Annotated in this window: 18 protein-coding genes; 7 read left to right on the plus strand and 11 right to left on the minus strand. The window is 53.5% G+C overall.

The window, feature by feature from the left end:
* The first annotated feature begins 95 nt into the window (after positions 1–95).
* From ACL2XG_RS14765 to ACL2XG_RS14780, 4 genes are all read left to right on the plus strand, one after another.
* The gene (locus tag ACL2XG_RS14765) at positions 96–1,079 is read left to right on the plus strand and encodes a quinone oxidoreductase (protein ID WP_413721845.1); all 984 of its coding nucleotides are present in this window, start codon (positions 96–98) and stop codon (positions 1,077–1,079) included.
* Between the two features lie 624 nt (positions 1,080–1,703).
* Complete coding sequence (locus ACL2XG_RS14770; protein ID WP_410012615.1) at positions 1,704–2,750, plus strand: hypothetical protein; 1,047 nt, start codon at positions 1,704–1,706, stop codon at positions 2,748–2,750.
* 87 nt (positions 2,751–2,837) lie between these two features.
* A complete protein-coding gene (locus tag ACL2XG_RS14775) occupies positions 2,838–3,830 on the plus strand; it encodes a hypothetical protein (RefSeq protein WP_413721844.1) in 993 nt (330 codons plus the stop codon).
* Positions 3,831–3,841: 11 nt separating this feature from the next.
* Positions 3,842–5,527 (plus strand): hypothetical protein, encoded by a 1,686-nt coding sequence (locus tag ACL2XG_RS14780; RefSeq protein ID WP_413721843.1) that lies wholly within the window; start codon positions 3,842–3,844, stop codon positions 5,525–5,527.
* Positions 5,528–5,574: 47 nt separating this feature from the next.
* Here ACL2XG_RS14780 and ACL2XG_RS14785 read toward each other — a convergent pair whose 3' ends face one another.
* The 3 genes from ACL2XG_RS14785 to dusA all read right to left on the minus strand — a co-directional run bounded on the left by ACL2XG_RS14785 (position 5,575) and on the right by dusA (position 10,183).
* Positions 5,575–8,337, minus strand: a complete 2,763-nt coding sequence (locus ACL2XG_RS14785; protein WP_413721842.1) for an inverse autotransporter beta domain-containing protein — start codon at positions 8,335–8,337, stop codon at positions 5,575–5,577.
* 297 nt (positions 8,338–8,634) lie between these two features.
* On the minus strand, positions 8,635–8,853 hold the full coding sequence (gene pspG, locus ACL2XG_RS14790) for an envelope stress response protein PspG (protein ID WP_410012619.1): 219 nt from the start codon (positions 8,851–8,853) through the stop codon (positions 8,635–8,637).
* Positions 8,854–9,145: 292 nt separating this feature from the next.
* Entirely contained in the window at positions 9,146–10,183 is a 1,038-nt protein-coding gene (gene dusA / locus ACL2XG_RS14795) for a tRNA dihydrouridine(20/20a) synthase DusA (RefSeq protein WP_413721841.1), read from the minus strand.
* Between the two features lie 428 nt (positions 10,184–10,611).
* Here dusA and rcsA point away from each other — a divergent pair, with 428 nt between their 5' ends.
* The gene (gene rcsA, locus ACL2XG_RS14800; RefSeq protein WP_410012621.1) at positions 10,612–11,241 is read left to right on the plus strand and encodes a transcriptional regulator RcsA; all 630 of its coding nucleotides are present in this window, start codon (positions 10,612–10,614) and stop codon (positions 11,239–11,241) included.
* A gap of 165 nt (positions 11,242–11,406) precedes the next feature.
* The gene (gene zur, locus ACL2XG_RS14805; protein ID WP_410012622.1) at positions 11,407–11,916 is read left to right on the plus strand and encodes a zinc uptake transcriptional repressor Zur; all 510 of its coding nucleotides are present in this window, start codon (positions 11,407–11,409) and stop codon (positions 11,914–11,916) included.
* Between the two features lie 232 nt (positions 11,917–12,148).
* Here zur and ACL2XG_RS14810 read toward each other — a convergent pair whose 3' ends face one another.
* The 3 genes from ACL2XG_RS14810 to ACL2XG_RS14820 all read right to left on the minus strand — a co-directional run bounded on the left by ACL2XG_RS14810 (position 12,149) and on the right by ACL2XG_RS14820 (position 13,861).
* Positions 12,149–12,358, minus strand: coding sequence for a CsbD family protein (locus ACL2XG_RS14810; protein ID WP_413721840.1), 210 nt, complete (start codon positions 12,356–12,358; stop codon positions 12,149–12,151).
* 405 nt (positions 12,359–12,763) lie between these two features.
* A complete protein-coding gene (lexA, locus tag ACL2XG_RS14815; protein ID WP_410012624.1) occupies positions 12,764–13,372 on the minus strand; it encodes a transcriptional repressor LexA in 609 nt (202 codons plus the stop codon).
* Between the two features lie 120 nt (positions 13,373–13,492).
* Positions 13,493–13,861 carry a diacylglycerol kinase gene (locus tag ACL2XG_RS14820; protein ID WP_413721839.1) on the minus strand — a complete coding sequence of 123 codons (369 nt, stop codon included), beginning with the start codon at positions 13,859–13,861 and terminating at the stop codon, positions 13,493–13,495.
* Positions 13,862–13,986: 125 nt separating this feature from the next.
* On the opposite strand from ACL2XG_RS14820, the gene plsB reads away from it, so the two are divergent.
* Positions 13,987–16,446, plus strand: coding sequence for a glycerol-3-phosphate 1-O-acyltransferase PlsB (gene plsB / locus ACL2XG_RS14825; RefSeq protein ID WP_413721838.1), 2,460 nt, complete (start codon positions 13,987–13,989; stop codon positions 16,444–16,446).
* Between the two features lie 47 nt (positions 16,447–16,493).
* Here the strand turns inward: plsB and ubiA are convergent, their stop codons facing one another.
* From ubiA to ACL2XG_RS14850, 5 genes are all read right to left on the minus strand, one after another.
* Positions 16,494–17,357: a 4-hydroxybenzoate octaprenyltransferase gene (gene ubiA, locus ACL2XG_RS14830; protein WP_410016660.1), complete on the minus strand. Its 864-nt coding sequence runs from the start codon at positions 17,355–17,357 to the stop codon at positions 16,494–16,496.
* Positions 17,358–17,411: 54 nt separating this feature from the next.
* Positions 17,412–17,918 (minus strand): chorismate lyase, encoded by a 507-nt coding sequence (gene ubiC, locus ACL2XG_RS14835; RefSeq protein WP_410012627.1) that lies wholly within the window; start codon positions 17,916–17,918, stop codon positions 17,412–17,414.
* 185 nt (positions 17,919–18,103) lie between these two features.
* Complete coding sequence (locus ACL2XG_RS14840) at positions 18,104–20,191, minus strand: YjbH domain-containing protein (protein WP_413721837.1); 2,088 nt, start codon at positions 20,189–20,191, stop codon at positions 18,104–18,106.
* Positions 20,191–20,946, minus strand: coding sequence for a capsule biosynthesis GfcC D2 domain-containing protein (locus ACL2XG_RS14845; RefSeq protein WP_410012629.1), 756 nt, complete (start codon positions 20,944–20,946; stop codon positions 20,191–20,193). Before ACL2XG_RS14845 ends, ACL2XG_RS14840 begins: the two co-directional genes overlap by 1 nt.
* Positions 20,943–21,590, minus strand: coding sequence for a YjbF family lipoprotein (locus tag ACL2XG_RS14850; RefSeq protein ID WP_410012630.1), 648 nt, complete (start codon positions 21,588–21,590; stop codon positions 20,943–20,945). The genes ACL2XG_RS14845 and ACL2XG_RS14850 overlap by 4 nt, the downstream gene beginning before the upstream one ends.
* Positions 21,591–21,599 lie beyond the last annotated feature (9 nt).

A 21,599-nucleotide genomic window follows, 5' to 3' on the forward strand; every position in this document is an offset into this window, starting at 1 on the left:
TGATTGTCGCCAAATCCTATGCGGCTTTGCAAACCGGTATTAAGCGCTTATGGTTAAATAAAGGGTAAATAACATTGTCCAAGCGAGGAACAGACATGGCCAAGCGCATTCAGTTTGCCGCCAACGGCGGACCGGAAGTGATGCAATACGTGGAGTTTAACCCGGCGGATCCGGCGGCGGGCGAGGTGCAGGTTGCGAATAAAGCCATAGGCATCAATTACATCGATACCTATGTACGCAGCGGGTTATACCCGACGCCCGCCAAGCCGTCGGGCCTGGGGACCGAGGCCGCCGGCATTATCATCAAGGTGGGCGCCGGCGTCTCCGGGCTGAAGGCGGGCGATCGGGTGGTGTATGCGCAGTCGCCCCTGGGCGCCTATAGCGACGTGCATAACGTGCCGGAAAAAAATATCGCCCTCCTGCCCGACGCCATTTCGTTTGAGCAGGCCGCAGCGTCATTTTTGAAAGGCCTGACCGTCTTTTACCTGCTGCGCCAGACCTACGAAATCAAACCGAATGAAATTTTCCTGTTTCACGCCGCCGCCGGAGGTGTCGGCCGCATTGCCTGCCAGTGGGCCAAGGCGCTGGGCGCCAAGATGATTGGCACCGTCGGCTCGCAGGAAAAAGCCGCCCTGGCCAAAGAGGCCGGCGCCTGGGAAATCATCAACTACCGGGAAGAAAACGTGCCGGAACGCGTTGCGGCGCTGACCCAGGGGAACAAGGTGAGCGTGGTGTATGATTCAGTGGGTAAAAACACCTGGGAAGCTTCGCTGGACAGCCTGCGCCGGCGCGGCCTGATGGTCAGCTTCGGCAACTCGTCCGGCCCGGTGACCGGCGTTAACCTGGCCATCCTGAACCAAAAAGGCTCGCTGTACGTTACCCGTCCCTCGCTTAACGGGTATGTCACCAATCGCGAAGAGCTGAAATTTGCCAGTAACGAATTGTTCTCGATGATTGCCAGCGGCGCCATCAAGATCACGGTACCGGAGCGGCAAAAATACCCCCTGGGCGAGGCACGGCGGGCGCACGAGGCACTGGAAAACCGTGAAACCAACGGCTCCTCATTATTAATACCCTGATTATGTTCGGCCACATTATCCCCTCCCTTCTCCGACCGCGGGGATAATCCATGGCCAAAGCATGCCTTGCGCCATGCAAAAAAACGGGCCTTCTCACGAAGGCCCGTCGATTACAACGAACTGCAAAACGCGTGTGTAGGTAGGACAGTGGCTTAAACAACGGTGTATGCTGCTTATACAGCTATTATTCACCGATGCCGATGAAACGCTTATGCTAAAACCGAGGTATTATTCTAACAGGATAGATAAGTAAAATGCATACTTTGCCGCTGACTGACGTCAGCAAAACATCAAAGTGTGATCCATCGCCCACATTTCCCTTCCTTACTTATACGCATACGCCGCGCGCCTCATTTTTTGATAGTGGCGTCCGGCCATGCGGTGCGAGGAAAAGCGCCTTGGGCGTAATAAGGCGAAAAAGGCAATGGACTTCCGATTATTGCCGCGCTTAATATTGAATTAGCCGATTTCATTGATGCTGATAAACATATGCTTTATCTATGCTGATTTATTTCCGCATTGCCCATGTGTGTGCAACAAATCTGATTGGGAATGAACAAACAAAAGATAATTTTGCCGGTATTTGTGCCGGCAATTTTAGCGTAATTTCTTAGAGGGGTGCTTATGTCTGACACATTTTATCAACCTGATTATGCACCAGAGCACAATTCGGTATGCCCGGTAAATCCGCTGGCGGTAGAGATATCCTTGACCTCTGAGACCTATTATATTAACCCACAAGTCATCCCGGATGTAACGCTGAGCCTTTTCGCCAGTTCGGCGGGGGTGCCCCATAGAGATGCGTTGGTAACCTGGAGTTCTTCTTTTGGTGAAATTACACAGGTCACTGAAACGGACAATAATGGGATCACCACTAATACGCTGATGAATTCAGTGGCAAATCCTCAATTCGGCACCGCGACGGTAACAGCTTCTGTCGGCGGTAATAGCGCATCCATTAATATAATCTATTTTAATGCCAGTTTGCTGCCGGTGCGCGTGAATGGTCTGACGACACAAAATGTCTTGCCCGGTAGCGTTATCAAACAAGGCGTCCAGGCACTCATATATCGCCCGGTTGTGCTGGCAATTGGCGACGTATTCACTTTTTACTGGGGGTCTTTTAAAACGCAAAGATTCTATGATGGTACGAATATCCCTTGGGTCATAGATATTTCCGGTCTAGTGGATGCAGGAGTCGACCTCGTTGACGGAACCTACCTTGTTTATTATGAAGTAGAAAGTCAGAACGGCTTTTTTCCCTCCACGCCATTGCTTCTTGCTATTGAAGGAAGCCCCTATAGTCTTCCAACTCTGGCCGCGCCAACATTACCCTACATATCCGATTATCGTATAACTTATAATGCCGCGGTCCAGGGCGTCATAGTGCAAATTCCCGGTGGCCAGCCGAATGTCTCCAACGGGGACCATTACAGAATAACGTTAGCACTCAGCACCTACGCCGGCGTACCTATCCGTAGTACGGTGGTAGCGGAGGGTGACGTGACCAACTCAACGGTGGGCACAAACGCCACTATAAATTATTTCAATCTCCGGGAACTCAGTGGCGTAAACGGCAGTATTTCTTATAGCATTATCAATCGTATTACAAATGCAGTTAGTGTTTCCAATATTACAAGAGTATTGATCAATACAGTGTTACCCGGATAGACGTATTACCAAAATATCCCGAGCCAGAACATAACCCTGGCTCTCATCGTCCGTAATAGTGAATTATGGACAAAAAGGGGAAACGCTATGGCATTGCCTGAACCTACAGTTCCTCAAAAAAAAGAGGGTGTCGTTACCGGAAACGATTTGGCGGTGGCGGGGGGACTGATTGTAATTGTTCCCCGCTATGTGACCGCAGGGCTGGGCGATTATATTGATCTCATATTTAATGGAACATCAGTACTCCAGCGCATTATTATGGATTTAGCCAATGAACCGCCATTTTCTACAATTATCCCGGCGTATAATGTTCCGAACGGAAATAACACGCTATTCTATACGGTCACAGATACGTTTAATCAAACGAGTACATCGCCGGCGGCGGAGGTCTTTATAACCGGCAATAGCCAGGCGCCTTCACCCCCGTTGGCTATGGCGGTTTCAACCAATGCCGCCAGTATTGATTACGACGCTATTAATGTAGAACCCTTTAATCAAGGGGCATTGGTGGGGAGGCCAACTGCCCAGGTTAATGTCACTGTTAGCGAACCTGCTTTTATTTATGAGTCGCACAGTCAGAAATATAGCTTTTTTTTAGACCAAAATGGGCTTGGATTTTTTAAGGTGTATTCGCCAAGACAAGTAATGACATATTTAACAGCCTATGAAACCGACAGGCCCGATCGCGTATTGCACGACACCATGATTTTTGGTCCTTATAAAATTGGCAATGAAAATATCGAAGCCATAAACTTTACCACTCATGCTCCGGCGAATGGCCGCACGCAGAATTCTATTTACCTGCAAACCCGCCCCCAGGCCGGGGGCATATATATCACCGAAATCGACGTTAGGGTAAACGGGCATGCCGTTATTGCCGGCTACAACGCGCAAGCCGCCACCATCGCGTTGAACAGCGACAATTCGGTCGCTATCAATATCACTGATACCTATGTCGAGAGGGTGACGGTGATCCTGCGGCTGCCGCAGGTTGCCGGTGGGGCATTCACGCTGAATACCGATTTCGTCGCGCAACCGGTCCCCGGCATTGCGGCACCCGGTTATGTCAGGGATAGATAGGAGAATCGCCTATGTATTATCTTGCAAACATGCGCCAGGAATTTTCAGTATCGCTATCCGCCACCTCATCCGCAACCGCAGACGGGCAGGATACCAATAGCGCGACGGCAACAGCCTTACGGGATAACGACATTTTGCTGGCAAATGAAGATACCCTGTTTACCTTATCCGGCAACGCGCGATTTACCAATGGCTTAGCAACACAGCAACTTCGTACCGGCGTAACGGGCAGGGCCCAGGTTTTTTTCACTAATCAAAGTGCGGAAACTGTTATCGTACAGGCCATTCTCATTAACCGACCCGGCGCCATCGATACCGTTACATCGCAATTCCACCCGCCGGGGACGCCGGGCATGATACCCTGGGTCATGGGGCGGCGATCCCAGCAAACGGCGAGATACACGGGGAATCCCACGCTGTTAACCGCGCTTAACCGTATGGATCGCACATTACTTAACGCCCATTGGCAATATGAAGGTGAATCGATTAGCGTCAGCGGCGCGTATTTTATTGATACCAAGCCTGAAAAAATTTTGCGGGTCACGGCCGGCGGTGCGACGGCGCGGATACGACCGTTGAACGTAATAATCAATGACAATCATTTCGGTGCGGTGGCCGCCTGCCTTAATAATGGCAGCGTTGTAGCATGGGGGAATGCTGAAGCAACGGTGCCGGGGGCAATAGCCGGCCTGCGCGATATCGTGACGCTTTGCGCCACGCTTAACGCCTTTGCCGGCCTGAGGCAAAATGGCGGCGTGATCGGCTGGGGGATCGCGGGCCGGGGCGGGGAGGTACCTGCCGACATAGGTAATTTACGTGACATTATAAGCCTGTGCGCCTGTGATTTTGCTTTTGCCGCCATTCGGCAAAACGGCGGGGTGGTGGCCTGGGGTTCGCCGTCCGAAGGCGGGTCTGTGCCCTACAACATCAGCCAACTTCGCGATATCGTCAGCCTGCGGGCAACGGCTAATGCCTTTAGCGCGTTGCGCCAGGACGGTAGCGTGGTGGCCTGGGGCACAGTTTCAGGCGGTGGCATCGTGCCACCGGAAGCCGAAGTATTACGCGATATCATAAGCGTAAGCGCATCAAACCTTACCTTCACCCTACTCAGGCGCAATGGCAGCGTATTGTCCTGGGGAGGGGGGCAGCAACTCCCGCCGGAAATCGGCGCGCTAACCGATATTATCAGCGTAGTGTCGGCAAACTATGCATTTGCGGCCTTACGCAGAGGCGGAGGCGTCGTCGCATGGGGTACCGCGCAGTATGGCGGGTCTGTGCCTATGGCAATCGCCACGTTACGGGATATCATCGCCCTGTGCGGCAACGGAGGCGCGTTTGCCGCTCTACGCCAAAATGGCAGTGTCGTAGCATGGGGTCATGAATACTTTGGCGGCCCCCTGCCGGGCGTCATCGGCAGTTTAAGGGATATTGTCTCTCTGAGCAGTACGGAAACAGCCTTTGCCGCCCTGCGCGCCGATGGTAGCGTGGCGGCATGGGGCTCGTCATTCGCAGGGGGAAACCCTCCATTAAATATCACATACTTACGTAATATACGCGCTATCTATGGCGGTAGAAGGTCTTTCGCCGCGCTACAGGATGACTCACGGGTCAGCGTATGGGGCGGCGGCGAAGCCGCGCAACAAGCCAATGTTCCCGCCGTGCTGGCAGGCAATATTTCCTATACCCTGCCGGTGTAACGACGGGTCCGCCTGTCAATTATCCGCGGTTATAGTCACTGTTTATTTTATAGAAAATTCATATAATTACCTGTACTGTTTATTTGCATGCCCAGGTTATAAGCGGCTAATGCCCCCAGGACCACCACATTTGCTTCCGCCGAGCCATTGGTTGCTTCAAGGGTGGCGATACCGTCAGCACCGGTAAAAACAGGGTTGACGACGGCCGCGGCAGTTGACGGCAGCTGGACACCAGACTGTACCCGGACAAAGGTGATATCTATTCTTGCGTTAGGCACCGGTTCGCCTCGCGGCGAAAGAAGGTCTATTTCGATTCTATTACGTGAAAAGCCGTCAGCGGGCTGATTATTGGTGATAACACGCCAGGTAGCGGTAGGCGACGCGAAACGGCCGCCGGTGCTGGAGTAGTTTTGCCCATTTCCCAATGCGGCGGTGAGAACCACGCTGCCATTGCTGGTACTGGTATAACGCACCTCCGCCCTGCCATTGCCATCTGTCACCGGGTTGGTTGACGAATCAATGGTTAAGGTCCCCGGGTTTGAAGGCAGGGTATAGGCGGCGCTTAACGCAAGCTGGACATTTGGCAAAGGAATGCCGTTAACATCTTTGGCAATAATTTCAGCGACATTTTGCTGGAGGCCGTTGCTTAAACCATCATTTGCCGTAACGGCGATACTCAGCATCACCACCTGCTCGATAAAATGCATTTCCCCGGAGGTTTTGCTGATACCTTCGACCGCCGCCGTCACCTTGACCGGCCCCGGCCGATCGGTGGTGACGCTTGCCATCAAGGTACCGTCATCACGCGTGCGTCCGCTGGCAGGATTCACCCTGGCGTCATTATCCGCCGAGAAGGTCACCGGCAGATCGGCCAGGGGCTGATTGTTTATATCCCTTACCGTAAGTTTAATCTGGTGGGCGTCAATATTGTCGGCCACTTTATCGCCGCTGGTTAAAATCTCAAGCGTCGTGTTGGCTTCGTCCGGCGCGGCGACAGCAGCAAAATGCACATCCACCGCGCGGCTGCTGCCCGCGACCGTCGCCCTCACCTGGCTGGTACCGCCTTTCAACGAGGTAATCCGGGCGGTGGCGATACCAAAGCGGTCCGTGACCACTGGACTTGGCACCGTGGCCTCATTGGTGGCGCTAAAGTTGACCGCCTGCCCGGCGACCGCCCGCCCGGCCAGGGTGACGGTGGCCTGAACCTCATTAGCCGCGGCGCCGTTCGCTTCGGCGTTATCCACCGTCACCGCAAGCCCACTTATCACTAGCTGTTCGGCGGGGGCCACGATGTTGATGACCACCTGTGCCTGGTTTGACCCATTGCCCTGTTGGTCGATGGCGCGCGCGCGCAGATGATAGCGGTTGGCCGAAGCTCCTCCCTGCCGGAACGGCGGCAGCACGATGTCGATGGCATCCGTGGCAGGAAGGGTTACCGCGCCCCCCGCCCCCACAAGCTCCGCGGCATCCCAATCAATCCTTGCCAGCCCATATTTTGCCATAACCTGCGCGCTGATATGCATTGTCTCACCGGCGGTTCCGGTCAACTGCTCTGGTAAAATCAGGCGGATTAATTCTTGCTTCTGGTATTCGAGAACAATATCGTTGTTACGTTCGACCAGATCATAACGGCTTACGGCCAGAGTACGCATAACGGCAACGTCCGCGGGGTCGATTTGTTTTTGCCACGTCTCGCCGATGCGATAGTTTAGCTGCAGGTTGATAGAGGTATCCTCATTATTACCTTTTCCGATGCGGTAATTTGCGCCCAGGGTTAATAACGGGAAAGGGGTATAATTCACCCCCAGCGTCACGGCATAAGGATTTTGCACCCGGGTTCCCCTGCCGAACAAGGCCACATCATCTCCGCGGTATTTTTCATAGATGAGTTTCCCGCCTAATTGCGGCCAGGCCGGTAGCCAGGCTTGTGCGCGCACATCATAGCCGTCCGCCGGCCGTTCATTATAATCGGCATAATCCCGCGACTGATGCCAGCCGGACAAAGCAAAGTAGTTGTTGGCGGATAATTTCAGGTAATCGGTCCAGGCCTCCGCGCCTACGCCTGCCCGACGATTGTTGCCGGTCAGGTCGTTATCGTAGAAAAAATTCATCCCGTACAGCCAGGCATCATGATAGGTTCTTATTCCCCATCCCATATTAAGGGTGTTCCTATCGTCGTTATTCCGCCCGCCCAATTGCACAAATAACATAGCAGAGTCGTCGTCATACAGAGGTAATAAAAAATCCAGCGAGCTATTTACGAAGCGGAAACGATTATCGGTATTGATCTTCACCCTGGCGGTACCATAGTGATTTAACCATTTCTGCATGGCCGCGCCTGCCTCGCCGGTCACCAGCGAGCCAACCCTTGCTCCCATCTCCCCATCGGATTGATCGGCGGACATCATCGTGCCAAGCGTGGAAAACCTATTGATGAACCGCTGATCATCGTCGGTCGCCACGGCTATGGGCAAACCAGGCTTACTCAAGGTGTCGCCAGCCGGCACGTCAATTTCATCCCCTGCCGTCAATGAAGCGAAAGGTTTCGAAAAAGTACGGAATTTATTCAAATTTTTTAAATTTTCCGCTGTAATATGATATTTCCTTGCTACAGAATCAACCGTTTCCCCTTCCCCTAAAATATAAGTCCGACTCATAAATACAGTGGCACCTTGCGTCTCAGCAGCATGCACATCAATGATAACAGAGTGCAACATCAGGATTATAAAAACAAAAAGCCAAATAAAATACTTAAAAAAAGCTAATCGATAAAATAACGATTTATGTATTTTAACTTTAGTTAGCTGCATGATATACCACGCATTATAAATAATATATATTAAAAATGCACATCAGCTTCAATGAAATGCAGCTCTCATTTATATAGCGATGTGAGTGGACGCATAGCTTTAAATAACGAGAGCTACTATAGCAATCTATAAATAAGCAATATCGAGATATTCGCTGGGTTTTTGAAAAGCTTATGGGATACTAATATTATTATATCAAAAATAACGTTTTGGCACCTTGCCCTTGTCAGGTAAGGCGCCAGCTGGAAGACTTCGGATTAGATATAACACCTATGCCGCCCATCCCGGGCGGGTAGCTTAATAGCGGGGAAAACGGGGCGGGTTAACCGTACGCCAGATCCAGGCCACCACCAGCGCGAGTAACAGCCAGGGGAGCAGTTTCAACGCCATGACCAGCACGCCGGCAAACATCATGACCAGGAAACCCACCGCCAGCGCCGCCAGTACGCCCAGGAATGAGATACCGGTCAACAGCAGCATGAAAAAGAATGCGATGACAAAGACGAATTCCACCATTACAGGCTCCTGAAATCGGGGTGACACAGCAGGCTGGACCTTCTGCGCCTATTGCGATGATAATAAACATATTACAAAAATCGTGCCAATAAAGTAGCGCGCCAGACCATTGAAAAATAATGAAAAATAGTGTTGTGCTCAAAGCAGGAATGGTATTTTTGACTAATTAATAGTTATTATCGCCGCTATCAGCAGCCTCAATCCCGCGCCATGGCCACAATAGCCCTCATGACGCGCTTTCGCCCCCGGCGGCGCATGGCGGTACCCATTGGCTGGGGGCAGCCGGCAAAAGTTATTCGGCAACGCACCGCATCGGTTCAGCTTTTGCCACTTTGGCCAATGCCTGACGTACCACCTCAATACCGGCGCCGGGCTTGTGGGCGTTTTCGCTCAGATGACGTCGCCATTGCCGCGCGCCCGGCACGCCCTGGAATATCCCAAGCATATGGCGGGTGATATGGCCGAGGTAAGTGCCGTTCGCCAGCTCGCGTTCCATATAAGGAAACATGGCTTCCACCACCGCTGTCATGGTGTCATGGGGATCAACGACACCAAATAACCGGCTGTCCACCTGGCACAGCATACCGGGATTCTGGTAGGCCTCGCGTCCTATCATCACGCCATCCAGGCAGCTCAGATGCCGCTGGGCGTCGTCAAGCGTCGTGATGCCGCCATTAATGGCAAACGTCAAGGAAGGAAAATCGCGTTTTAGCTGATAGACGCGTTCATAATCCAGCGGCGGTATCTCGCGATTTTCCTTCGGGCTCAGCCCCGATAGCCACGCCTTACGCGCATGGATAATAAAGGTCTCGCAGCCGCCCTGCTCAGCCACAGTCTGGATAAACTCGCACAAGAATTCATAACTATCCTGTTCGTCTATACCAATACGGGTTTTCACTGTCACCGGAATCGACACCGCCGAGCGCATAGCGGCGATACAATGGGCCACCCGCTCGCGCTCAGCCATCAGGCAGGCGCCGAAGCGGCCGTTTTGTACCCGGTCGGAAGGGCAGCCGACATTAAGATTAATTTCGTCATAACCGCGCAGCGCGCCCATGCGCGCGCATTGCGCCAATGCATCCGGCTCGCTGCCGCCCAATTGCAACGCCACCGGATGCTCGGCCTCGTTATAGGCCAGGTAGTCGCCCTTGCCGTATAGCAATGCGCCGGTGGTCACCATCTCCGTATACAGCAATGCATGACGGGTCAACTGGCGCAGAAAATAGCGGCAGTGACGATCGGTCCAGTCCAGCATCGGCGCGACGGAGAAGTGCTGCGGGGATAAAGGCGCTACGGCCAGCCGGCTGTTAGCCTCGGTTGAAAATGTCATAACGTCATATGCAGGCATAAAAATGGGTTTAAGGAATACAGGGAGATTATCTGTGTAGTGTATCACAGAAACCCTATTAGGTAGCGAACACCCAATGCGGCGATTCATCAAACATGTTAATGTTTAATTCTTACTAAACATAGGTAAATGTTTAAAGATTGTTAAATAATCATGCTTCCAGAATGCGCGAAAAGGCCACGGCGTCTCAAATAAGCACCATTTCATCCCAATACCTCCCCAAGTGATTTACAAAGCGATCATAATCATTTATCACATGATCTTAATTCAAATTTATCCAGCCATGCTGATAAAAGGTTGAAAAATGATAAATCGATATAGACAGTAATTTTTATATTTTAATATCCCCCTATGTCATTTTTTATCCGAATCCTTTTTATTTCAGGATGAATCTAATTGCAGATATTATTATGACAGTATTTATACTCGATCCTTGCACTTATACTAAATGCGCGCTTAAAAGCTCATTGTCGGCAAGCGGTATCAAAGGCGCCATTCGCGATGTGGACAATATCAGCACGTTGCGAATGAGATGCAAAAACGCCAATCCTTCGATAGTTTTTATTAATCAAAACTCTTATCAGTATCAAGGGGATGGAGAAGGATTAAAATCCATTATTGACGAACGGCCTTTGACGCTTTTTTTTATTTTCATTGGTAATGAGAATATTAAGTTCCATGATTTCGTGCCGATCAGGGACAATGTGATTATTTTATCAAAATTTATAAAGATCAGCACATTGTTAATGATAATCCGTTACTTTATGGACACCAAAGCCTGGCGCAATGACGATTCCGCCATCGGGTTCTCTCCGCTGCGTTTTAGCAAGACCGAAGTAGAAATTTTAACCATGTGGATGTCAGGTTATGACACCATGTATATCTGTACCCAATTGCACATTAAAGAAAAAACGCTTTCTTCTCACAAAATAAATATTAAGCGGAAAACCAAGGCCAGTAATAAACAGGTGATATACCATTTAATTGCTATTGCCAACAGCGTCACAGATAGTATCAATATCCGTTATCCCGTTTGCTGAAAACCAGCGGCTCCGTTCGAACGCCACAGCTAAAGAAACCTGCCCCCGATCCCCGTCCCCTCACCCTTTTGCCGGTGACAATATGGGTTAAAACACGCCAATATTCGGCGTTTTTCCGCCTTCATGATAAGATAGAGGGCGGAAATCAGCAGTGGGGGAAACGCTATGAATACCACCGATCAGTCTCAATTGCTCAGCCAGGCTGAACAATTATGTGAGCAACGCAACGTGCGCCTGACGCCACAGCGACTGGAAGTGTTGCGCCTGATGACACAGCAGGATGGCGCGATCAGTGCTTACGACCTGCTTGATCTGCTGCGGGCGACGGAACCGCAGGCAAAGCCGCCGACAATTTACCGCGCGCTGGATTTCCTTCTGGAACAAGGTTTTATCCATAGAGTGGAATCCACTAACAGCTTTGTTCTTTGCCACCATTTTGAGCAGCCCAGTCACACCTCCGCCTTCTTTATCTGCGATCGCTGCGGCCAGGTGACTGAACAATCAACCGAAGGCATTGAAGATATTTTGCAAAAAATGGCGCAAGCCACGGGTTTCGCCATGCGCCATAATGTCGTCGAGGCACACGGGTTTTGTACCTTATGCGCCGAAGTGCAAGCTTGTGACAATCCCCAGGACTGCGGACACGATCATAGCGTAGCGATAAAGAAACGCTAGCGTCCCATTTTGGCTTTTACAAGAACCCGGGAGCAAATGACGTTTATTATGGCTGAAGTGAGATAACGCGTTTGGTTAATACATTGGAGAGGCCGCAAAACAGAGGAATGCTGATAGGATCATATTAAATAGGTGGTACGTCCTTGTACCTTTGGGTAGGAACACTTAAGGAAGCCATAACCGCACAGTGAATATGCATTAGTCATGCATTAGTCATGATTTCCAAAAATCATTACCAACGATATTTGTTACGTGTTTCCCAGTCCTTTACTTCCGTTTCCGCGGCTTCTTTACCGTAACCGTAACGTTCCTGGATCTTACCGATTAACTGATCGCGTTTACCTTCAACTACCGTCAGATCATCGTCAGTAAGCTTACCCCATTGTTCTTTCATTTTACCTTTGAACTGTTTCCAATTACCGCTGGCTTGATCTTTGTTCATCGGAGTTCTCCTTGGTTATCGGTTTCTCAGTCAACATCTGCCACTCCAGGTTTTGTTAGCGCATAGCGAGGACACGTATTGCGTCCCAAAACCTGCATGTCATAAGTTAACCCTATGTCTAAAGTATAGCAGGGGATTTGGCATAAGGTTTATTCAGCAGATGATTAGACCATATTGGCAGGGTTATAAACGCCGTATGGGCTATAAGGTGAAATAAAACAGTAGGTAGAAGGTATCAGCCCGTACACCGCTAATTGTAACTAAATATAAATACCGCTAGCGGCAGCGGCCGCGCCGCAGCACTTTTATGGCGGCGAACCCGCATTCCGCGTCGCCGGTTATCCGCCATAAAATCCTCGCTGACGCGGGATAAGGGATATTCAGGATGCCATGGAGCACCGTGAGTTAAATCCAGTTGCCGTTGCGGATAACGCCGACCGCTAAACCTTCGATGGACATTTCCTGCTCGCGCAAATCGACAATAATGGGCGAAAACTCGCTGTTTTCCGGTAGCAACTCAACGATGTTACCGTGTCTTTTCAGGCGTTTTACCGTGACCTCGTCATTGATTCGCGCCACCACGACCTGACCGTTATGGGCATCCTGGGTTTTATGCACCGCCAGCAGATCGCCGTCCATGATGCCGATATCCTTCATGGACATGCCGCTGACACGCAGCAGGAAATCCGCGTGGGGCTTAAACAGATCGGGATCGATCTGGTAATGGCTTTCGATATGCTGTTCGGCCAGCAGGGGTTCTCCGGCGGCCACGCGGCCGATCAGCGGCAGGCCGGTTTCTTCTTCTATCAATAACCGGATGCCGCGCGAGGCGCCGGAAACGATTTCAATGGCGCCCTTGCGCGCCAGCGCCTTAAGGTGCTCTTCGGCGGCGTTAGGGGATTTAAATCCCAGACGATGCGCGATCTCCGCCCGGGTCGGCGGCATGCCGGTTTGCGCAAGATGATCGCGGATGAGGTCAAATACCTCTTGTTGTCTGGCGGTTAATGCTTTCATTCCGTCCCCTGTTTGTTTATACAGTCTTTCTGTGAGTATATACAGGTCCGCAGCAATTGAAAACCACAAGCGTTGCAAAATGTGATAAAACCCTGCCGACGACCGGCCGCACCGGCCATTTTAAGGAATATACCGCCATAACAGCGTTATCCACACGAACAGCGCCAAAACAATGGCCAGGGTCACCGCCGCCGAGCCCAGGTCCTTCGCCCGGCCAGAAAGTGGATGCAGCTCCGGCCCGATGCGATCCACCACCGCTTCAATAGCACTATTCACGATCTCAACGATCAGCACCAGCCATACCGAACCGATCAATAAAATCCGCGCCACGGGTTCTGGCTCCAGGTAACAGGCAAGGGCAACCGCCACCACGGCAACCACCACTTCCTGGCGAAAAGCGGCTTCATGCCGCCAGGCGGCGCGATATCCTTTTATGGAATAGCCCATGGCGTTAAAGATGCGCCGAAGTCCGTTGGTTTGGTTTGCCATAATTTTGCGCGCTAAAGAAAAATTGTGCCTATATTACCGTTTCTTCTCGTTCGCATCACCACAGATCTGTCGCGCGGTTTCTGGTATTCTTGTGGCGCAATGCTAACAAGAGGCTTCACGAAGATATGTCAGGCTGGCGTACTATTTATTATACGTTGTTGAATTTACCGCTCAGGCTACTGGTGCGGAGTAAAGCCATTCCCGCCAATCCCCGGCAAGAAGCCGGCTTGGACCCGCTGCGGCCAATGATGTATGTTTTGCCCTATAACTCCAAGACGGACCTGCTCACCCTGCGCGCGCAATGTCTGCAACTGGGGTTGTCCGATCCGCTGATACCGCTGGAGATCGACGGCGTCGTCTTGCCGCGCTACGTCTTTATCCACGATGGCCCCCGTATTTTTCGCTATTTTTCCGAAAAACTGGAATCCGTGAAGCTGTTTCACGATTATCTGGATTTACATCGCAATAATCCGCAGCTTGATGTCCAGATGGTGCCGGTATCCGTTATGTTCGGACGATCGCCCGGCCGTGAAGCGCAGCAGAACCAGCCGGCGCCCCAGTTGCGCCTCCTCAATGGTTTCCAGAAGTTTATCGCCGTCTTGTGGTTGGGGCGCGACAGCTTTGTGCGTTTTTCCCGTCCGCTGTCCATGCGCTATATGGCGACCGAGCATGGCACCGATAAAACCATCGCGCAGAAGCTGGCACGCGTCGCCATGATTCATTTTGCCCGCCAACGCCTGGTGGCTGTGGGGCCGCGGCTGCCTGTCCGTCAGGATTTATTTAATAAGCTGCTGGCGTCCAAGGCGATTGAAAAAGCCGTGGAGGACGAAGCCCGCGCTAAAAAAATCTCGACTGATAAAGCGCAGCAAAACGCCATCGAGCTGATGGAAGAAATTGCGGCGGATTTTTCCTATGAAGCCGTGCGCTTGTCGGATCGGGTATTAAGCTGGACCTGGAACCGGCTATACCAGGGCCTGCACGTGCGCAATGCCGAACGCGTCCGGCAACTGGCCGAGGACGGCCATGAGATTGTCTATGTGCCCTGTCACCGCAGCCATATGGATTATCTGCTGCTGTCCTATGTCCTGTATCATCAGGGGCTGGTGCCGCCGCATATCGCCGCCGGCATTAACCTGAACTTCTGGCCGGCGGGTCCGATTTTTCGTCGGCTGGGCGCGTTTTTTATCCGGCGTACCTTCAAGGGCAATAAACTTTACTCCACCATATTCCGCGAATATCTGGGTGAGTTATTTACCCGGGGTTATTCGGTGGAATATTTTATGGAAGGCGGGCGGTCGCGTACCGGGCGCCTGCTCGATCCCAAGACCGGCACATTGACCATGACCATCCAGGCGATGCTGCGCGGCGGCAACCGGCCTATTACGCTGGTGCCCATCTATGTCGGCTATGAACATGTTATGGAAGTGGCGACCTACGCCAAGGAATTACGGGGCGCCACCAAGGAAAAAGAAGGCTTTGTGCAGATGGTGCGCGGTTTACGTAAGTTACGCAACCTGGGACAGGGTTATGTCAATTTTGGCGAGCCGCTGTCGTTAAGCGCCTATCTTAACCAGCAGGTACCGCACTGGCGTGATTCCATCGACCCCATCGAAGCCCAGCGTCCCGGCTGGCTGGCGCCGGCGGTGGATGACATCGCCGCGAAAATCATGGTGCGCATTAATAACGCCGCGGCGGCAAACGCCATCAACCTGTGTTCCACGGTGTTGCTGGCCTCCCGCCAGCGTTCGTTAACCCGCGAGCAGCTTTTGCAGCAGTTGGCCTGCTATCTGGAACTGATGCGCAATGTGCCCTACGCCGATGACGTCACGGTGCCGGACACCACGGCGCAGGACCTGTTGGAGCATGCCCTGGCGATGAACAAATTCAGCGTCGAGCAGGATACCATTGGCGATATCATCTACCTGTCCCGCGAGCAGGCGGTACTGATGACCTATTACCGCAATAATATCCAGCATCTGTTTATCCTGCCCGCGTTGGTCGCCAGTATCATTATCGGCCATCCCGGCATCGATCGCGCGCAGCTGGCACGCCGTATCGATTTGCTTTACCCACTGATGAAAGCCGAGCTGTTCATGCGCTACGAGACGTCGCAGCTCGGCCCGGTCATCGACGCGCTCATCGGGGAACTGTCGCGCCAGGAGCTGATTGCCGAGCGCGAGGGGCAGTTGTTCTTGAACCCTCCGCAATCATTTACCTTGCAACTGCTGGCGGCGGGCGTGCGCGAGACATTGCAACGGTATGCCATTACCTTTTCATTGCTGCGTTTTAATCCCCGGATCAATCGCAGCACATTGGAGAAGGAAAGCCGGATTATGGCCCAGCGACTTTCGGTGTTGCATGGCATCAACGCGCCGGAGTTTTTTGATAAAGCGGTATTCTCCACCCTGGTGGCGACGCTGCGGGATGAACATTATATTAGCGACACCGGCGATGCCATCGGCGAGAAGGTCAATGAGATGAGCGAAATCCTGAGCGAACTGATGACGCCGGAGGTACAGCTGACCATTAACAGCGCCAGCCTGCTGGCCGCAACGCCGGAAGACGCCTCCCCGTCCACGGTGTAAGAAAGCAACGGGCGTATGCCGACGCATCGCCCGTCTTTACCGCGCTGCTATAAACGGCCCTGGCCGAAAAAACTCAGGGCAATACCGATAAAAATCAGCATGCCCACCAGGTTATTGTTTAAAAAAGCTTTAAAACAGGCATCCCGTTCCCGCCGCGCGATCAGTTTTTGCTGATAGACAAATAACGCCCCCGCCAGCGCCAGGGACGTATAGAACATCACCCCCAGCGCAGACCGTATTCCCAGCCAGACCAGCAACAGCAGCGTCGCCGCTTGCAGCAGGCCGATAATCAGTTTGTCATGGCGCCCAAAAAGGATGGCGGTGGATTTGACGCCGATACGGATATCGTCATCGCGATCCACCATGGCGTACTGCGTATCGTACGCCACCGTCCAGAGGATATTGGCGGCAAACAGCAGCCAGCAGGAAAGAGGTAAGGACTCACTGACCGCCGCGTAGCCCATCGGTATCGACCAGCCGAACGCCGCGCCCAGCACCAGTTGCGGCAGATGGGTTACCCGCTTCATAAAGGGGTACGCCCAGGCCAGCGCCAGTCCCGCCACCGATAGCGCAATGGTCATGGTATTAAGCGTCAGCACCAGCCCAAACGACACCCCCACCAGGACCACAAAGATGATCTTGGCTTCTTTTTCGCTGATAAGACCGCTGGGCAAAGGGCGGGATGCCGTACGCTTGACGTGGCCGTCTATCTTGCGATCGGCATAATCATTGACGACACACCCCGCGGCGCGCATGAAAAACACCCCGAGGACAAATACCACCAGCGTGCCGAAAGCGGGCGTGCCGCTTCCCGCCAGCCATAAAGCCCACAGGGTCGGCCAAAGCAATAACAGAGAACCAATGGGTTTATCAATGCGCATCAGGCGGCACCAGGCCTGCCATTTGCCCATCGTGGCGCTTTGTTCCACTTATTTCTCCTTTACTTCATCATTCTCGCACGGCGCTTAACAATACAGCGGGGCTTGGGGTAAAAACAGTTCGGTCAGCAATAACGGCTTACCGTCCGGCCGCAGGCAGGAGCGCCGCGCCCACAGGCCGTCAGCGCGGCCCAGCTGGATAAAGTCCCGCTCCGGCGCCCGGCCGCGGAACAGCCAGCGGCCCAGGGGGATATCTCCCAGCGTGGTGAGCGCCCACTCCGCTCCGTTCATGGCGTTTTCGGGCACCAGGGTGCGGCCGGCCAGCCAGGGCCGTTCATCGCCGCATAAGACGATTTCGCGCAGCCAGTAGCGATCGCTTGGCGGCAACAGAGCGATATCGTCTCCCAGCGCCTGGGCCGGGAAATAACCTTCGCGGCCGCGGCGGATGGTAACCCGCCGGCAATGGCGCTCGAAGCGCCGGGTCATCGACCCTTGTTCCATCAACCAGTCCGCCAGGGCGGGCGATGGCGGCGGATCCTGGTCAGTCAGCCAGGTAATGGATGCCAATAAGGCGATAGAGGGATCGTCCGTCATCCTGTTCCCCATGGTTTCAGGTGGTCAGCTCCGATATTGTAGCTCAGAACGCCATTTTATTAACCTGCCGATGCGGGAAGAATGCGTTTCTTCAGGCGGCAATATACCGGTCGCCGGGCGCTAAGGCGCCGGCGGCAAAAAAAAGGCCTCCGCAGGGAGGCCGTTAAAATCAGATCTGCCCGCCGCTATTCCAGCGCCGGCGAACGTTCTTCGGTTAGACCGTACAGATAGTATTTCCGGCCGACCATCTGGCCGCCGTCACGCGTCAGCGGGATCCAGTTCAGCTGCGCCCGGCTGCGGTTCGGCGTCGGCGTCAGCAGATCCAGCGGAATCGAGAGATAGAATCCTTTGGTAAACGACCCTTCGCCATAATCCTCTTTGGAGACATTGGTAAAGGTGGCAAAGGCGCCGGCGGTGACCCCGCTGTCAAAGCGGCGCGAGACATCGAAGGTGACGCCCTTATCCTTGGCCAGGTATCGTCCGACGCTGGCTTTAACCAGTACGCCGTCCAAAAAGCCGGGCTGCCAGTAGCCGGTCAGGTTGCCGGTCGCCACGGTATAGTCGGCGAACTGCATCATATTGTCCCAGTCGCGCTGCTTGACGTAGTTACCGTCAAGACCCACCGCCCAGTTCTTGTCCAGCGGGCGGTACAGTACTTCACCGCCGACGCCGCCGTACATCATTTCCAGGTAACCGCCGTAAAGCTGGCCGTACCAGCCGTCGCCCAGGCGATCCATATAGGTGGTTTGCAGGTTGCTGATATAAACATCGTTCTGCACATATTCCCGAATCCGGGTACGGACGCGCGGCAAATGCGAGTCGCTCGGCGGCGCGGTAAAGTTAAACCGGTCATAGTTATTGATGATATTGCCGAACAGGGTACCGGAGGTCACCCAATGGTCGGTCAGCCAATAACTGGCCGTGCCTTCGACGCCGATTTGATACATATAAAACGATTCAGGCCCGCCGAACGATTGGTTAAGCACCGGCGCCCAGCCAAGCTGCAGGCGGTCCCGTTCGATATAGTAACCCTGTTCAGCGTTTTTCGGCACATCCGGCTCGGTGCGGCGCTGCTTGAGCGGCTGCTCATGCCCCAGGGGGTAGCCCGCCAGCGTGTCCTGCAAACTCTTCACGTCGGTTTCCGTGGTCACCTGCGGCAGGTTTTGCCGGGTCTGGGTCACCTTCAGCGTATCAATATTCGCCGGCAGGTTATTGACCAGGATCCGATTGGCGCGATCGACACCCTCTGCATTATCCCGGTACTTATACTGCTCGCCGGTCATATACAGGGTGCGATCTTTGACCTGGATATGCGGGCCGGCAAAACCGGCGTTGCTGTCCATATCGGTCAGCTGCTGCGCCACCACCTGATGCTGGAGCATGTCGGTCTGCGGCTGCGGCGCATAAGCCGGTTTTTCGCTGTCGCGATGCTGCTGGGTCAGGTCGTTAAAGTTGGTGCGAAATGTTACGCCGAACATCACGGTATTGCCGCGTTCATAGCTCAGGTTAAGATCCGTCCATTTGCCAAGCCGGTATATGGCGCCGACGTTGACCGGCGAGTCCTGCTTCAGCCGGCCGGCAAAATCCCCTTCGTAATCGTTGCCTTCATATTCCAGCTTAAAGCGCAGCGGCTGCCACGGCGTTTGGTATTCCACGCCGCCAAACAGCGAGGCCGGGCCATGAAAGAAGTCGCCGGTGTTAAATGAACCGGCGCTGCGGTGGGCATTATTACGAGTGCAGTAGCCATCGGAAACTTCGCAGAACGGGTTTTTCACATTGCCGCTGTTGCCCAGGTAGCCCCAGCCAAGCCCCAGGGTGAAGTCCAGGGGACCCCAGGCTTTGCTGGCGGCGATAAACTCGCTGTCAAACAGGCCGGAACCGCCAAAATCGCGGATACCCACCGAGGTCTCGGGCAGCCAGTACCCCTCTTCCCATAACCGCAATTTAAGATCGATACCCTTATCTTTATAGGTTTGATCGCCGCTGAAATTTTCATTGGCGCTGTATTGCCGGGTACGGACGTCGGTATAGCGGATAGTACTTTCAAGCCAGGGGAACAGCTGCACGTTGATGGAATAAAAGCGGTACTGATCGTTATCCCGGTAGTTCAGGCTGAATTCACCGTCCTTCGCCATGCGCCCGGAGGGGGTTTGCAATAACCCGGCGCCGCCCATATCCATCTGCGATGGCCCCAGCGGCTCGGTATAGGAGGCCGCCTGGCAAGCGGAGGCCACTGACAGCGCGATGAGACTTAATAGATATTGTGTTTTCATCAGTCAGGGATCCGGTGTGTCAGCAAGGAAACAATTTTTTCGTTTACGTCCTGATAGGCCCGCGGCAATGACCACGAGGAAAAACCCACGTAAATCGCACTGCCCGGCGCCACTTCATTGTGGCGCCGGTTCCAGTAGGCCACCGGCACCGATTTGGCCTGCCCATCCGGCAGGATTATCCAGGCATAACTTCTTTCGGCTCCGCTCAGGCGCTGGTGGGTCTGCAGATAATCATCCGCGTCGCGACCCACCTGAAACGGCTGTGAACCGGTGGGCGTCACCGCGCCGAAAACATAAACGCTGGTCGGCTTAGCCAGCGTATACAGGCTGTAGTCGCCCACGAGCCTGCGGTTGGCGCCGGTCTGCAGGCGAATCACGTCCGCGTCCAGCGAGACGAACTGACGCCCGGTCACCTTCAGGGCGGCGATCTGGCCGCGCACCCGATCAACGGCATCGGCCAGATCCAAGTCGTTGTCCTGGCGGAAATCGGCGCTCAGGGCGCTCAGGCGCGCCAGCAATTGCCGCTGTTGCTCCTGCTGGACGGCGGTGGCCAGGTTTTCCGCGATAACGGTGCCGGGCCACCAGGTACGCCCGGCCAGTTTCGGATCCAGGGTCAGCTGCTGGAGGGTATTAATCCCCGTCAGGACCACGGGCTGCGATTGACCTGGAGAATAAACCGCCACACGACTGTCGGCTGCGGCGGAGGCAATAAAACCAGCACATAAACTCACTACGAGTAAGAGTTGTTTTTTCATGGCTTATAAGGATTTAAAGTGATGGTTTCAATCGGGAAATTACCCGGCCCGACATATTGTTGGGCTTTGCGCACGGCGCCGGTGCCTGGTTCGATCCAAAAGCGGTTTTGATAATGCGTGTTGAGCTCGGCCACCGTAACATCCTCATTGATGACGCGGTAGGCGTGCGGCGCATTCAATACGGTAATAGTCTCGGTGCCCGCCAGGGTGAAACGGGAGGTCAGGGTTGCCGAACGTAGTTGTTTATCTTCCGTCCAGGACTGGATGCGGGTCCATTCAGTGCCGTCGGTAATCCTTTGAGCGTGGGCCAGCGGATCGGAGGCCAGGTTGGTGACTTCGAGGAGATTATCGGGCAGGCCCAGGGTTTTGATCAGGCGGCCATTGCGGGTCACCAGCATGGCTTTATCGCGCGAAACCCATTTTAAATCGCCGTTTTCGGCATAAGCCAAGACCATGAAGATCTGCGCGCCGTCATTGATGCGCGCGTAAATACTGGCGTAAGGAATGTCATGGACCTGCTCCGGCGTTAACTCAACGTCCGGCGTGCCGAACAGCGCCAGTTTGAATGTTTCACCAATACCTTGTTGCGACTGACTGCAAGCGGCCACCAGAAAGCACACCACCACCATAAATAAATAGCGCACGTCGTTTAT

This window comes from Sodalis sp. RH24, from assembly GCF_047324145.1.
Classification (GTDB): domain Bacteria; phylum Pseudomonadota; class Gammaproteobacteria; order Enterobacterales; family Enterobacteriaceae; genus Acerihabitans.

What these genes read in the sequence shown, in the direction of transcription:
- ACL2XG_RS14770 (WP_410012615.1), top strand. Translation starts at nt 1,704, where the DNA reads ATGTCTGACACATTTTATCAACCTGATTATGCACCAGAGCACAATTCG.
- ACL2XG_RS14780 (WP_413721843.1), top strand. Translation starts at nt 3,842, where the DNA reads ATGTATTATCTTGCAAACATGCGCCAGGAATTTTCAGTATCGCTATCC.
- ubiA (WP_410016660.1), bottom strand. Translation starts at nt 17,357, where the DNA reads ATGGGCAAATGGCAGGCCTGGTGCCGCCTGATGCGCATTGATAAACCC.
- ACL2XG_RS14820 (WP_413721839.1), bottom strand. Translation starts at nt 13,861, where the DNA reads ATGGCAAACCAAACCAACGGACTTCGGCGCATCTTTAACGCCATGGGC.
- ubiC (WP_410012627.1), bottom strand. Translation starts at nt 17,918, where the DNA reads ATGACGGACGATCCCTCTATCGCCTTATTGGCATCCATTACCTGGCTG.
- ACL2XG_RS14840 (WP_413721837.1), bottom strand. Translation starts at nt 20,191, where the DNA reads ATGAAAACACAATATCTATTAAGTCTCATCGCGCTGTCAGTGGCCTCC.
- ACL2XG_RS14765 (WP_413721845.1), top strand. Translation starts at nt 96, where the DNA reads ATGGCCAAGCGCATTCAGTTTGCCGCCAACGGCGGACCGGAAGTGATG.
- ACL2XG_RS14775 (WP_413721844.1), top strand. Translation starts at nt 2,838, where the DNA reads ATGGCATTGCCTGAACCTACAGTTCCTCAAAAAAAAGAGGGTGTCGTT.
- ACL2XG_RS14785 (WP_413721842.1), bottom strand. Translation starts at nt 8,337, where the DNA reads ATGCAGCTAACTAAAGTTAAAATACATAAATCGTTATTTTATCGATTA.
- plsB (WP_413721838.1), top strand. Translation starts at nt 13,987, where the DNA reads ATGTCAGGCTGGCGTACTATTTATTATACGTTGTTGAATTTACCGCTC.
- ACL2XG_RS14810 (WP_413721840.1), bottom strand. Translation starts at nt 12,358, where the DNA reads ATGAACAAAGATCAAGCCAGCGGTAATTGGAAACAGTTCAAAGGTAAA.
- rcsA (WP_410012621.1), top strand. Translation starts at nt 10,612, where the DNA reads ATGACAGTATTTATACTCGATCCTTGCACTTATACTAAATGCGCGCTT.
- zur (WP_410012622.1), top strand. Translation starts at nt 11,407, where the DNA reads ATGAATACCACCGATCAGTCTCAATTGCTCAGCCAGGCTGAACAATTA.
- dusA (WP_413721841.1), bottom strand. Translation starts at nt 10,183, where the DNA reads ATGACATTTTCAACCGAGGCTAACAGCCGGCTGGCCGTAGCGCCTTTA.
- lexA (WP_410012624.1), bottom strand. Translation starts at nt 13,372, where the DNA reads ATGAAAGCATTAACCGCCAGACAACAAGAGGTATTTGACCTCATCCGC.
- ACL2XG_RS14845 (WP_410012629.1), bottom strand. Translation starts at nt 20,946, where the DNA reads ATGAAAAAACAACTCTTACTCGTAGTGAGTTTATGTGCTGGTTTTATT.
- pspG (WP_410012619.1), bottom strand. Translation starts at nt 8,853, where the DNA reads ATGGTGGAATTCGTCTTTGTCATCGCATTCTTTTTCATGCTGCTGTTG.